General features: G+C 42.7%; 13 protein-coding genes. 6 read left to right on the forward strand and 7 right to left on the reverse strand.

Annotation, left to right across the window (positions count from 1 at the left end):
- Positions 1–153: 153 nt before the first annotated feature.
- The 4 genes from JXR92_RS04115 to mobV all read left to right on the forward strand — a co-directional run bounded on the left by JXR92_RS04115 (position 154) and on the right by mobV (position 3753).
- Positions 154–1386, forward strand: a complete 1233-nt coding sequence (locus tag JXR92_RS04115; RefSeq protein ID WP_005797050.1) for a site-specific integrase — start codon at positions 154–156, stop codon at positions 1384–1386.
- A 17-nt stretch (positions 1387–1403) separates the two neighbouring features.
- A complete protein-coding gene (locus JXR92_RS04120) occupies positions 1404–1796 on the forward strand; it encodes a hypothetical protein (RefSeq protein ID WP_005797051.1) in 393 nt (130 codons plus the stop codon).
- An 81-nt stretch (positions 1797–1877) separates the two neighbouring features.
- Positions 1878–2234 (forward strand): hypothetical protein, encoded by a 357-nt coding sequence (locus JXR92_RS04125; protein WP_165859785.1) that lies wholly within the window; start codon positions 1878–1880, stop codon positions 2232–2234.
- Positions 2235–2388: 154 nt separating this feature from the next.
- On the forward strand, positions 2389–3753 hold the full coding sequence (gene mobV, locus JXR92_RS04130; protein ID WP_117693463.1) for a MobV family relaxase: 1365 nt from the start codon (positions 2389–2391) through the stop codon (positions 3751–3753).
- A gap of 116 nt (positions 3754–3869) precedes the next feature.
- Here the strand turns inward: mobV and JXR92_RS04135 are convergent, their stop codons facing one another.
- The 7 genes from JXR92_RS04135 to JXR92_RS04165 all read right to left on the reverse strand — a co-directional run bounded on the left by JXR92_RS04135 (position 3870) and on the right by JXR92_RS04165 (position 9341).
- A complete protein-coding gene (locus tag JXR92_RS04135; RefSeq protein ID WP_117693465.1) occupies positions 3870–4781 on the reverse strand; it encodes a hypothetical protein in 912 nt (303 codons plus the stop codon).
- A gap of 9 nt (positions 4782–4790) precedes the next feature.
- The gene (locus tag JXR92_RS04140; RefSeq protein WP_117693467.1) at positions 4791–5654 is read right to left on the reverse strand and encodes a DUF6175 family protein; all 864 of its coding nucleotides are present in this window, start codon (positions 5652–5654) and stop codon (positions 4791–4793) included.
- Between the two features lie 11 nt (positions 5655–5665).
- On the reverse strand, positions 5666–6109 hold the full coding sequence (locus JXR92_RS04145; RefSeq protein WP_117881297.1) for a hypothetical protein: 444 nt from the start codon (positions 6107–6109) through the stop codon (positions 5666–5668).
- 8 nt (positions 6110–6117) lie between these two features.
- Positions 6118–6954 carry a CsgG/HfaB family protein gene (locus JXR92_RS04150; RefSeq protein ID WP_117693471.1) on the reverse strand — a complete coding sequence of 279 codons (837 nt, stop codon included), beginning with the start codon at positions 6952–6954 and terminating at the stop codon, positions 6118–6120.
- Positions 6955–6967: 13 nt separating this feature from the next.
- A complete protein-coding gene (locus tag JXR92_RS04155; RefSeq protein WP_117693473.1) occupies positions 6968–7546 on the reverse strand; it encodes a hypothetical protein in 579 nt (192 codons plus the stop codon).
- 701 nt (positions 7547–8247) lie between these two features.
- Positions 8248–8925 (reverse strand): MIP family channel protein, encoded by a 678-nt coding sequence (locus tag JXR92_RS04160; RefSeq protein WP_132215962.1) that lies wholly within the window; start codon positions 8923–8925, stop codon positions 8248–8250.
- Positions 8926–9107: 182 nt separating this feature from the next.
- Positions 9108–9341 (reverse strand): hypothetical protein, encoded by a 234-nt coding sequence (locus JXR92_RS04165; RefSeq protein ID WP_206897476.1) that lies wholly within the window; start codon positions 9339–9341, stop codon positions 9108–9110.
- A 316-nt stretch (positions 9342–9657) separates the two neighbouring features.
- Here JXR92_RS04165 and JXR92_RS04170 point away from each other — a divergent pair, with 316 nt between their 5' ends.
- Together JXR92_RS04170 and JXR92_RS04175 are read left to right on the forward strand one after the other, a co-directional pair.
- Entirely contained in the window at positions 9658–10791 is a 1134-nt protein-coding gene (locus JXR92_RS04170) for an OmpA family protein (RefSeq protein WP_206897475.1), read from the forward strand.
- An 87-nt stretch (positions 10792–10878) separates the two neighbouring features.
- Positions 10879–11517, forward strand: a complete 639-nt coding sequence (locus tag JXR92_RS04175) for a porin family protein (RefSeq protein WP_206897474.1) — start codon at positions 10879–10881, stop codon at positions 11515–11517.
- The last annotated feature ends 1332 nt before the right edge of the window (positions 11518–12849 follow it).

The following is a 12849-nucleotide window of genomic DNA, read 5'->3' on the forward strand; positions in this document are numbered from 1 at the left end:
CAAACGGCGCAGAAGTTCAGTTACCACCTCGTTACTCCCGTAACGGGTGCAAATTTCTTGCTAAAAGGTTCTTTTTCTGCGTTTTGCGTTGATTTACATAGCTGTCGGTAACTCACTAAGAACTAATTTTGTAACCAAAAAAAGGAGTGAGTTATGCGAAGTACATTCAAGGTATTATTTTACGTGAAGAAAGGCAGCGAGAAGCCGAACGGCAACCTGCCTCTGATGTGCCGTATCACGGTGGACGGCGAGATTAAACAGTTCAGTTGCAAGATGGACGTTCCCCCACGCTTGTGGGATGTGAAGAACAGCCGTGCTTCGGGCAAGAGCGTCGAAGCGCAGAGAATCAACCTTGCAGTAGATAAAATCCGTGTGGAGGTAAACCGCCGCTATCAAGAGTTAATGCAGACGGACGGTTATGTTACCGCCGCCAAACTCAAAGACGCCTATCTCGGTATCGGCGTCAAGCAGGAAACTTTGCTGAAGCTGTTCGAGCAGCACAACGCCGAGTTCGAGAAGAAAGTCGGGCACAGCAGGGCGCAGGGTACATTTACCCGTTATCGGACGGTCTGCAACCATATTCGGGAGTTCCTGCCCCATACCTACAAGCGTGAGGATATTCCATTAAAGGAACTAAACCTCACGTTCATCAACGACTTCGAGTATTTTCTGCGCACGGAGAAGAAATGCCGCACCAATACCGTGTGGGGCTACATGATTGTGTTGAAACACATCGTTTCCATAGCGAGGAACGACGGGCGTTTGCCCTTTAATCCCTTTGCGGGATATATCAACTCTCCCGAAAGCGTGGACAGGGGCTACCTCACCCAAACGGAGATACAGACGCTCATGGACGCACCGATGAAGAACGCCACCCACGAGCTTGTACGGGACTTGTTCGTCTTTTCTGTTTTCACGGGTTTGGCGTATTCGGACGTGAAGAACCTCACCGCCGACCGCCTGCAAACATTCTTCGACGGCAACCTGTGGATAATCACCCGAAGAAAGAAGACCAACACCGAATCGAACATCCGCCTTTTGGACGTTCCCAAGCGTATCATCGAGAAATACAAGGGGCTGGCAAGGGACGGTCATGTTTTCCCCGTTCCGAGCAACGGCAGTTGTAACAAGATACTCAAAGATATAGGCAGACAATGCGGCTTCAAGGTGCGTTTGACCTACCATGTCGCACGCCACACGAACGCCACGACCGTGCTTCTGTCGCACGGCGTACCCATCGAAACGGTGAGCCGCCTTTTGGGACACACGAACATAAAGACCACCCAAATTTACGCCAAAATCACCGCCCAGAAGATAAGCCAAGACATGGAAACCTTGTCGCACAAGTTGGAGGATATGGAGAAGAATATCTGCCGAGCCATTTAATTAAGAACAGAATACCGATGAAAGAAGAAAGGAACATTATCACGATGGACGGGCAGGGCAATATCTCCCTGCCGAGCGATATAGGCGCAACCGCCATGACCGAGCGAGAAATCTGCGAACTGTTCGGGGTTATCGCCCCGACGGTTCGGGCAGGGATAAAGGCACTCTGCAAAAGCGGAGTTTTGAGTATATATGACATAAAGCGCATTATCCGCATATCGGACAGATACAGCGCGGAGGTTTACAACCTCGAAACGATAGCCGCCCTCGCTTTCCGTATCGAATCGTTCGGGGCGGCGAAAGTCCGCAGGGCATTATTAGAGAGGATTATACACGGGCGAAAAGAGAAAACGACGGTATTCGTGTCGGTTGTTTCGGACGGCAAGCCCAACAGCCGTTGGAAAGCATGATGACATATCAACATATCAACATGCAAACATACCAATATATCAGCATACCAACATGCAAACCTATCACTATGGTGATATATATTGCAGGTTCTATTTCTCTTTTCAGAGGAAAGCGGAGCAATCATTTCCGTTTACAAAGGCAAAGCAAGCACGGGGCTTTATGTCGGCTTAAAGGTCAGGCGGCTGCGCCGTTTCCCGATAAATCTTCCTCTCGCTTCGCTGCGAGCGTATTTATTGGGAAAACCTTGTATCCGACCGCCCCGTGCAAAAGAGCCTTTAAAAACGGAAACGACCGCCCCGCCGCCCACCACCGACCGAAAGGGAAAAATAATAAGGTGGGGTTATACGGGTAAGCAGGCGGCAGGGACAGCCACCGCCGAAAGGCAGACGGACGGCACGCCGCAGGGTATTTACGGAGAAAATACCGTAGCTTATTAGGGAATTTTCCGAGCCGCAATACTACGTATCGCTGAAAATTCCCCAATAAGGCAAGGGGCAAGCCCCTCTGCACACCCCATCGGGGACGGCATTTGCCGCCCCTGAAGATACAAAAAATCATTGTTTCACAAGCCAAAAAAGAAAGGAAGAATATATGGGTTTCGTAGTTTTACACATGGAAAAGGCGCACGGTTCCGACAGCGGGACGACCGCCCACATAGAGCGTTTCATCATACCCAAGAACGCCGACCCCACACGCACGCATCTAAACCGAAAACTCATCGAATATCCCGAAGGAGTGAAAGACCGTTCGGCGGCTATCCAAAGGAGGCTGGAAGAAGCGGGACTGACACGCAAAATCGGAAGTAACCAAGTGCGGGCAATCCGCATCAACGTGTCAGCAACACCCGAAGACATGGAACGCATCGAACGGGAGGGACGGCTGGACGAGTGGTGCGCCGACAACCTCAAATATTTTGCCGACACGTTCGGGAGGGAGAACATCGTGGCGGCTCACCTGCACTTGGACGAGAAAACGCCGCACATGCACGTCACACTTGTGCCGATAGTCAAGGGGGAACGCAAGCGGAAGAAAAGGGAGGAGCAGGCGAAGAAACGCTACCGCAAGAAGCCGACCGACACCGTGAGGCTGTGCGCAGATGACATCATGAGCCGCTTGAAACTGAAAGCCTATCAGGACAGCTACGCCGTTGCGATGAAAAAATACGGTTTACAACGGGGCGTGGACGGTTCGGAGGCGAGGCACGTTTCCACGCAGCAATATTACCGTGACATAAAGCGACAGACGGAGGAGCTGAAAACGGAAGTGGTGGAATTGCAGGAACGGAAAGAAACGGCACGGGAAGAGCTTGAACGGGCGAAAAAAGAGATACAGACCGAACGGCTGAAAGGGGCAGCCACGACCGCAGCCGCCAACATCGCCGAGAGTGTCGGTTCTCTTTTCGGGAGCAACAAGGTCAAGACGCTGGAGAGGGAGAACACCGCCCTGCATAGGGAGGTAGCCACACACGAGGAAACCATCGAAGCACTGCAAGCCGAGATACAGACCATACGGGCAGACCACAACCGTCAAGTGCTGGAAATGCAGCAACGGCACATGACGGAAATACAGATGAAAGAAGCCGAACACAAGAGAGAGGTATCAAGGCTTACACGCCTTGTGGAGAAGCTCTGCGCATGGTTTCCGTTGGCGAAAGAAGTCCTGCGGGTTGAGAAGTTATGCGCCATCGTGGGCTTTTCCACGGAACAGACCCGTACACTGATAGCCGGCAGGGAAGTAACGCACGATGGCACGCTCTATTCCGAAGAACACGGGCGAAGTTTCACGGCAAGAAACGTCACTGCAAAAATAAGGCAGGAATCCGTATCGAAACGACTTGTGCTGTATATCAATCAAACTCCCGTTGGCGAATGGTTCAAGGAGCAGTTCGAGAGGCTAAAACAAAGCATGCGACAGCCCATACAATCGCAACGGAAAAGCAAGGGGATGAAATTATAAATAACTAAGAGATACGGAGCAGCTTTTTCTGTTCCGTATCTTTTATTGCTGAATGCTAAGTAAGAATGACCGATACATTTATTTACCGTTAGGAGTTGCTTTATTTGAATTTACAGTTACCAAAAGAATATATACTCTGTTTGACGTTTGAAATATGCGGTAGCAATGTCTTTGATAGCTTTTATTTGTGCAGACTTGATACGTTCATCTGAACGGATTTTCTCTTTTTCCATTGCGATTATATCATTATACTGCTTATCCATTCCTTTTTTTATAGAATTAAGTAAAGCTTTAGCTTGTGCGGCACAGCTACTTTGTGCATCAATCATAGAAACAAGTTCTGCCGCTTCTGTATAATCATGCTTAGAATAAGCAGCTTGAGCCGATAGTAAAATCTGACTGCAATATTGTGTCTGGCATTTTTTGAATATGGATACCATTGCATTTGAAACTTTTGTATATCCGGGCAATGATTCGGGATAAGTAGAAAGTAAAGCAAGAGCCTCGTCAAACAGTTGTTGAGAAGCCAAAGTATTGGCTTTGGTTATTAAAGAGACTGTATTATTTCTATAATAATCAGATATTTTCATTTTAGTTGCTTCTACAAATCTTGAATAATCAGTATTAAGTGCATCTATTTTATTGATAGCCGAACGTTTAGCTTCATTATCAGAATAGCCTTCACCTTTAGAGGCAATTTGCATGGTATTGAATACAGTATTTGTTATCATGTTCCTAACAGTCACAGTTATACCAAGCTCTACAGACAAAATTTGTCTCATTCCACCATATACAGAATTGGAGTTGATTATATTGATTTCCGGAACTATAATGATAGCACCACATTCAGTACCTGCGACACCTTCCGTAGAAAGAATTTGTAAAAGTTTGTTTTTAAGAATTGATTTTGTATTACCGTCAAGGGTACAGTCACTTGGCATTGCTACAGATATATAGACATTATCAGTTTGAGCTTGAACAAGGCAAGAATATCCTAATAACAATAAAAGAAAAAATATTTTTTTCATCGTAAGACACTATTTAAATGTTATAACAAGTGTATTATTGGCAGTACTTCGAGTAATTTGTAGCCCGATGCTTCTTGCAAATTTCAAAAATTCGAGTCCGAATTTATTGATATTATAATTATTTCCATTGTCATCTTTTAATGGAATACGCACATCATCAAATATCATTCTTTTATCAGTTGTACCTTGTATATGATAATTGTTTTTATAAGCGTGTTCACTCATCCAAAGTTCCAACTGGTCTGACAAGGTTAAACCATCATTGCCAATTTCTGTTGACATGGAAATGGAAGCGGTTTGTTCAAAACTAAAATCCACATTAATTGAACGTCCGTTGTTAACTATATCGGTGAATTTTACTTGAATAATATCAAGGAATTCATCAGCAACTTTTTCAACAGCCTTTGCTCCAAGTTTACCAATATCTTCAGTGTAGAATTTGCCACTTTCTCCCACCTTATTTGAGAGAGAGCCACCAGTTGAAATATCATACGCTGTAAGTATTGTTTTAACACTATTCCCAGTAGATGAAAGAACTATATCCATTTCCGCTTCTACATATATATCCGCACCCGATTGCTGGATAATCATTGATTTTAAATCTGATTGACTTTCTTGAGACAATCCCGATGTACGTGATAAAGATTTAAGTTTTGCTGCAAAGTCAACGGTCGTAAATCCTCTACTATCAAAAGCTTCACGTATTTTAGCTAATACAATTCTTTTATTGACATCATTTTCTATTACTTGAGAAATGTCTTCTCCTTGTTTGGTATATGGGATAACCATTATTTTGGGTTGGACTGTAGCTGTCTGCGCCCATGCCATACTACTGAGAAATACTGCCAGTAGTAGTATCATAATTTTTTTCATACGCTCTGTTTTTATAAACCGAATTTTCTTATAATTCCATTGTTTTCAAGATAAGTTCTCAATTGGTTCACTCTTATGCAGACATCTAATGTTATACATTTTTGTTTTAATGCGTTTTTCCCGTAGGGAGTAACTATGATAGATGATTCTACAAAGTTTTGATATTCTTTACTGTAAAAAGCATCAAAGAACTTCTTGTATTTGTTTTCGACTACGGCTTTATCTTCTTGTACAAGAGGCATACTGTGTTGAGTTTTCTGCGTTCCTACAAAAAGTAAAGTCTTTATTGCGGATAACTCTGCATCCATTGAGGCAATAGTAGCCTTTTTCCCATAACCGACACAACGCATTGAAACAGCATCTTTTGTTGCGTTTAATACGCTTACTTGATATTGTGCTGAAACTTCAAGTATAGCGGTCAACATTATTAGGCATATTATCAGTATTTTCTTCATCTAAACCGTTATTTTATAATAAGAAAACATTTGATTTGCTTATTTGCATTAAAGTTTTCGTAGATTGCCTTACCTTCTTTTTTACTAACCTTACATTCTGAATAGGCTTCTCCTTTTAATGCTGTCACAGTAACAATTCCCAAAGTAGTAGGTAGAATTTCTCCATCAAGAATTTCAAGCACCTCAACATTGAATTTATCCCCTACTTTTATCCCATGCTTTTTACCCGCTTTTATCAGGATAATTTCTGCCACACCATTTTTTTCTTTCACAATCTTCATAAGTTTAGCTGTAATGGGGAAGTTTATCCTAAAATATTCAGCCATTCTATCTTGTAAAGACATCATAGCCATTGTAACGGCACTTTCCGGAGAAAGGCACTCATCGCTTGCTTTTCCTTCAAAACTGGTTGCTTCCGTACTCAACCCCGTTGCCACATCCACAATCTTCATTTGAAAAGCGACACTTGCCTTATAACCTCTTATTGTTCCATCTCCATTTTTCATACGGTAAACGGGTATCTTGACAATCTCTCCGGTAATCATTTTTTCCGCAGCAACAGCAACATCTTGCTCTACAAGATTATCACTATCAATAAACGCCTCGCTTTTTTGTAATTCCAATTCTTGTGTTATTTTTTCCCGACTGGTACGGTCAACTACTCTGAAACGTTTACTATTGGTAAGCATTTCCACAACCTTTTCTGTCACCAATCCAGTATAAGGGCTATTTTCTTTACAAGAAAATTCTGCGACACCGACTACTTGGCGGTCATCATCATTTGACTGCGCATACCCTTTAAAGATACACGCAGTCATAATGATTGTAATAATAACAAATCTCATAATCAGTTAGGGATTATAGATTTTTACCCGATTTCAGAGTTTCGATAATTGTATTAACAGCCTTTACTTGAGCTGCACTTTCTTCCACTAAAATTGGAGTTGCGGTATTTCCAAATTCTACTACGGCTGTTGCAGCCTTGGCTGTTTTTGCAGCTTTTGCAGCTTTCATGGGATTCTTTTGCTTGGATGCCTCTTCTATCATTTTCTTTGCCTCGTCAGCAGCCGCTTGAACTTTATCCGTTGCAGCTTTTATGCTTGCGGCTTCTCCTGCTACAGTCGCTGCAAATGTTACCCATTCATCAAGAGTAGGTTTAGTAATTGTAACATCTGTTACACCATCTTGAGTTTCACCAATTTCTCGTTTGTACATATTTTCCAATTGTACACTGTTGGCAATCGCCAAAACTGCGGCATTCTTCACTGCATCCCCATAGCCATCCACATTTGCACTTCCTGATGTCTTGTAATCATTACACAATGCTTGCAATTTTGCAGCGCGTTCCTTACTTTTCTGAATGTCGTCCTTGATTTGAGCGTTGGCGGAGCATACCATCATGAAAAGAGACATGAGCATTAATACATATTTTTTCATAAAAATAACTATTGTGCCTTTAGAAACCCGATAAGGCGATTTTTTTGCTTAAAAATTTTGATTACATAATAAAAAACGTGGGCTTCCACATCCACTTGTCCGCTTCTGAGGTCCTGAGAAAACCTTGTTGGTGAACGAATGGAGTGTCTGCCCACGCCAATATGTTGCACGTTCCCATAAAAGTGTGCGGAGAGCATTATATACTCTCACTGCACACTCCGGGATACAATTTAACATACCCGTAGCATTCACTTCAGACATTGTCCATGACCAACAATTCGAAATTTCTCAGGTTTCAGAAAGCCACAAGACAAAGCATCAATGACGCTTTTATATTATGTAATATCTCGCCCACCCATCGTTGTTAATTCCACGGCGTGGACGACATAATGCAAATATACTTAAGTTCTATCATTCAAGCAAAAGAATATGGAAAAAGATACATCCGAATTTTGTTTTTCTCAGAAAAACTTCTTATTTTTGCTTCGTTAAAGAGTTGTTTGACAGCATAGCAACGCAAAACGCTGAAATTCGCACGGTTGCTAACTCGTTACCGCCACTTCTCAAATACTTTGCTAAAAGTTTATTTCTCAATCAGTTAAGTCTAACTGACAAAAATCTAAAATACATTTTCAATTTCATAATCGTTCAATTTTAAATGTAACTAATCCGTTCATTCTATTTTTAAATACTCAATTCTATCAGGCTTGTTTGTCGGCAAACACTTTCCACACTCCGGCACTTAATGCAGCACCGATGAAAGGTCCGATGATGAATATCCACAGCTGACTTAAAGCTTCCCCACCTTGGAAAATAGCAGGAGCTATACTACGGGCCGGATTAACCGAAGTTCCCGTATAGCGAATGCAGGCGAGATGAACCAGCACCAAAGAAAGACCGATAGCAAGTCCTGCAAAGTTGCCTGCTCCTTTCTTTGCATCTGTTGTACCCAATACCACCAATACAAAAACAAAGGTAAAGACTATTTCCGCCAGTAAAGCTCCGATTACGGAAACTCCTTCCTGACAAGCATTGGCTCCTGTACCGACCAGTCCGGAATTGGAAGTCAGCACCCACAAAATAGCTGAACCGATAAAGGCACCGATTACTTGAAACAGCATATACATACCGGCATCCTTTCCACTGATACGTCCCGACAACAAACAACCCAGTGTAATAGCCGGATTGATATGACAGCCGGAAATACCGCCAATAGCGTAAGCCATAGCCACAACAGACAGTCCGAAGGCAAGAGCCGTACCAACAACAGTAGAAGCTAAATCAGGGTTAGCTGACGTACACGACAAACTGACCGCCGTGCCACATCCCATAAGAACGAGAACCATCGTTCCCAACATTTCAGCAATGTACTTTTTCATGTTTTCTTAATATTTTGATTAAACTATACTATTATACTACAAGGTTTAAAAACAGGCTGTTTAACCTATGTAACTTACAAATGTATAAATAAAAATAAAGGTTCAAACTTTTTTCTTGGGAAATATGGTCATAGCTTATAAAAAAGGAGACAGACATTCTGAAATTCATCTGATTCCATGTCCTACAGCATATCTTTATGGCAAAGAAAGCTTATGAACATAATCAGCAAAGCCATGCTACACCACACATATCTGTATCTTTTGGAAAAGGCCGCACTCACACAAGCTACAGCCAAGGCTACATGCACCATCTTTGAATATATATCCGCTTTGGTGATGCATGCCAACATAGCGGTGATAGCTACCATCAGCAACAACACATTCAAAATAAACCGAATCAATCTCTGTATACACATATTTATCGTCTTTATTACTATAGTGTGGAAATCGTCTTTCTTCCTTGCCAATTATCCCCAACAAAGATATCAATAAAGGCAGAAACGTCAAAGAAAACCACCCGGATAAAATATACAACACGAAATCATAGAATCATTGTACTGACTCAACATAACCTATGTAATACTTTCCTTCGGATCACTTTATTATTAAATATGCAAAATTGACTCAAAACACAGTTTGTGCTTAATATTTGTTAATTAGAAGACCTGTCGATAATAACGGATTATAATTGATGCTAATATTGCAACCCTAAACTTTTAACAACTCATTCTTATGAAGAAATTTATTGCAGTAACCGTAGCTTGCCTTACTTGTAGTGGCATCTATGCTCAAAGAGCTTATGAAGGAGCCAACTTGGGAGATAACTGGTCTATTGGCATCCATGCCGGTGTTACCACTCCATTGACCCACAGTGCATTTTTCCCGAACATGCGAGCCACATGGGGACTTGGAATAGGCAAACAGCTCACACCCTTTTTCGGTATGGGTGTGGAAGCCATGACCAGCATCAATACGACTGCCAGTAAAACGGCATTTGACAACACCAATGTAAGTTTATTGACTTCCGTCAATCTGAGCAACCTATTTGCAGGATATTGGGGAACACCCCGATTATTCGAAATAGAAACCGTAGCCGGACTCGGTTGGCTACATTATGCCCAAAACGGTGACGGAGACCGTAACAGCATCTCCAGCAAACTGGGACTCAACTTCAATTTCAATTTAGGTGAAGCCAAAGCTTGGACCATTGGTATCAAACCAGCCTTGGTATATGACCTGAACGCATGTGGTGAACGAAACGTAGGATTTAACGCCAACCGGGCAGCCTGGGAAATTACAGCCGGTCTGAAATACCACTTCCGTTGCAGCAATGGCAAACACCATATCTCTTTTGCCAAACTGTATGACCAGGCAGAAGTGGATGCGCTGAACGGGCAGATAAATAACCTGAGACAAACCAACGTAGATCAAGAAGCTAAACTGACTGCTGCCAACCAACGAAATGCTGAATTGGAACAACAGTTAGCCGACTGCAAGAATCAGGGTCCGGTTATCGTAACAGATACCATCACCAACCACAAGAAAACATTGGAATCTGTGGTAACCTTCCGCCAAGGAGGTGTCAGTGTAGTAGCTTCTCAGACCCCTAATGTGGAACGTATTGCGACTTACTTGAAAAATCATGAAAAGGCTACTGTATCCATCAAAGGATATGCTTCTCCGGAAGGAAAGGTCGAAGTAAATGCCCGTATCGCCCAACAACGTGCGGATGCCGTCAAGAGTTTGTTAGTGAAACGGTATAAAATAGCCGAGAACCGGATTACAGCCGAAGGACAAGGTGTAGGAAACATGTTTGAAGAACCGGATTGGAATCGGGTAAGCATCTGCACCATCCATGAAAACTAATCCGCTTGGAAGCTACATTGTGTGTGAAAGTTCGGACATACCAAGTGTCCGACTTCTTTTTGATTGAAACTTAAAATGAACATAATCATGAAAAAAAGTATTTTAACTGTCTTGTTTGCGTTATGCAGCACCATTGGATTCGCACAAGTCTCCTTTCAGGTAAAAGCCGGTCTGAATCTGAGCAGCTATATCGGTGAAAATTCCGACCATTCCAAATTCAAGCCCGGAGCACGCATCGGAGTAGGTATGGAATACCAGTTTACAGACCTTATTTCTCTACAGCCTTCTCTCTTCTTCTCACAAAAAGGGACCAAATACTCTAGCGGCTATGAAGGAACCGTCGTTGATGCCGATGCAGACGTAAAGATCAACCAACTCTATCTGGAACTTCCTATCAATGTACAATTCCGCTTTAACCTTGCAGATAACACCAATCTGGTCATCGCGACCGGTCCTTACCTTGCTTGCGGTGTAGGTGGTAAGACAAAATTTGACGGAGGAGCTTCTATTGGTGGCATTACAGTCAATGGGGGAGACAAAGTCAATACTTTTGGCAGCGACGGCCTTGACTACAACCGTTTTGATGCCGGATGGAACATCGGATTAGGGGTAGAATTCGGCAAAATTTTGGTCGGTCTCGATACCCAGCTCGGTTTCTGCAAAGTGATGGACGGAAACGCTCCACATAATGCCAGTATCGGTATTACTTTGGGATACAAATTCTAAGCCACTTTTAAAGAACTCTGTCCGTGAGAGTCTGCCGCTGAGAAACGGTAGGCTCTCTTTTTTGTTATATCCTTGCACAAAGGACTATATACTTTACTTCTTCTTTTGATAACTGATTTACTAGATTTCTAATACAAGGTGTTAGCGAAACACATCAACTATATATGTCAGTCGTTTGCACGACTTTACAAAGATAGGCAATATTCTCGAATAAGCAGCAAGGGGTACTGTTTATTAAGTAAAAATACATGTACCGTTCAAAATTTCCGATGTGATTTCTGACTAAAATATCGGAAAGCTGTTCACTTTCCTTCTTTATGTGATTTGTCGGTTGCTTTTCTGATACCGGTACGGAAAAGCGACTCCGGAGCTTTTTGGGGGAGTACGGTTTGGCTGTGTTTCCGCTGTTAAACCGTCCTGTTTTCGTTTAACGAAAACACAACTTGCTGTCCGCAGGAGCGGACCTCGTTTCTCCAATAATTATTGTGTATCAGACCATTGTGTGGCTATTTTCCTGTGGTTTGTGGGGCTTTTCCATCAGATATTTGCCGGCTGTTCTCCCCATTAAAGGATAGATATATCTCCATGACCATGTGACTTACGCCCATAATTCGGGGATAAGGAGGCGAATATACGGAAAATCTGCCCTTTACATGCCCTATTGTCCATTAATGGATTGCTACTTCTACACTTCTGCAAATGGAGAATGGGCATGTAGCCGTGTACGACTTATGTTTTTTCTTCATTGTCTCCATTAACGGATTGCTACTTCTACACTTCTGCAAATGGAGAATGACGTGTAACCGTATACGCCTTATTGTTTTTTCATCGTCTCCATTAACGGATTGCTACTTCTACACTTCTGCAAATGGAGAATAACAGGTAGCCGTATACGCCTTATTGTTTTTCTTCATCGTCTCCATTAACGGATTGCTACTTCTACACTTCTGCAAATGGAGAATAACAGGTAGCCGTATACGCCTTATTGTTTTTTCATCGTCTCCATTAATGGATTGAAACTTCTACACATCTGTAAATGGAGAATAACAGGTAGCCGTATACGCCTTATTGTTTTTCTTCATCGTCTCCATTAATGGATTGATATTTATACACTTCTGCAAATGGAGATTTTGAGATATCTATATCCGGAAGGATGCGTGCTCCCTTCGCTCCCGGCTATCCCTATTTTGATATCCGGCTATATCGCAATTCTGTGATAGCATTATCCGGATAGCGTATCATACGGCTATATACAAATATGGCTACACTATAATTCATGGTTGTGATGGAGATGGCTTTTCCCATCCGGTAACAGACCATGATGCCACGAGG

It is taken from the genome of Bacteroides parvus, from assembly GCF_017309675.2.
GTDB lineage: Bacteria > Bacteroidota > Bacteroidia > Bacteroidales > Bacteroidaceae > Bacteroides > Bacteroides uniformis.

Bases quoted from the DNA above. Each gene is read 5' to 3' on its own strand.
- JXR92_RS04115 (WP_005797050.1), top strand. From the start codon at position 154: ATGCGAAGTACATTCAAGGTATTATTTTACGTGAAGAAAGGCAGCGAG.
- JXR92_RS04120 (WP_005797051.1), top strand. From the start codon at position 1,404: ATGAAAGAAGAAAGGAACATTATCACGATGGACGGGCAGGGCAATATC.
- mobV (WP_117693463.1), top strand. From the start codon at position 2,389: ATGGGTTTCGTAGTTTTACACATGGAAAAGGCGCACGGTTCCGACAGC.
- JXR92_RS04135 (WP_117693465.1), bottom strand. From the start codon at position 4,781: ATGAAAAAAATATTTTTTCTTTTATTGTTATTAGGATATTCTTGCCTT.
- JXR92_RS04140 (WP_117693467.1), bottom strand. From the start codon at position 5,654: ATGAAAAAAATTATGATACTACTACTGGCAGTATTTCTCAGTAGTATG.
- JXR92_RS04145 (WP_117881297.1), bottom strand. From the start codon at position 6,109: ATGAAGAAAATACTGATAATATGCCTAATAATGTTGACCGCTATACTT.
- JXR92_RS04150 (WP_117693471.1), bottom strand. From the start codon at position 6,954: ATGAGATTTGTTATTATTACAATCATTATGACTGCGTGTATCTTTAAA.
- JXR92_RS04155 (WP_117693473.1), bottom strand. From the start codon at position 7,546: ATGAAAAAATATGTATTAATGCTCATGTCTCTTTTCATGATGGTATGC.
- JXR92_RS04160 (WP_132215962.1), bottom strand. From the start codon at position 8,925: ATGAAAAAGTACATTGCTGAAATGTTGGGAACGATGGTTCTCGTTCTT.
- JXR92_RS04165 (WP_206897476.1), bottom strand. From the start codon at position 9,341: ATGTGTATACAGAGATTGATTCGGTTTATTTTGAATGTGTTGTTGCTG.
- JXR92_RS04170 (WP_206897475.1), top strand. From the start codon at position 9,658: ATGAAGAAATTTATTGCAGTAACCGTAGCTTGCCTTACTTGTAGTGGC.
- JXR92_RS04175 (WP_206897474.1), top strand. From the start codon at position 10,879: ATGAAAAAAAGTATTTTAACTGTCTTGTTTGCGTTATGCAGCACCATT.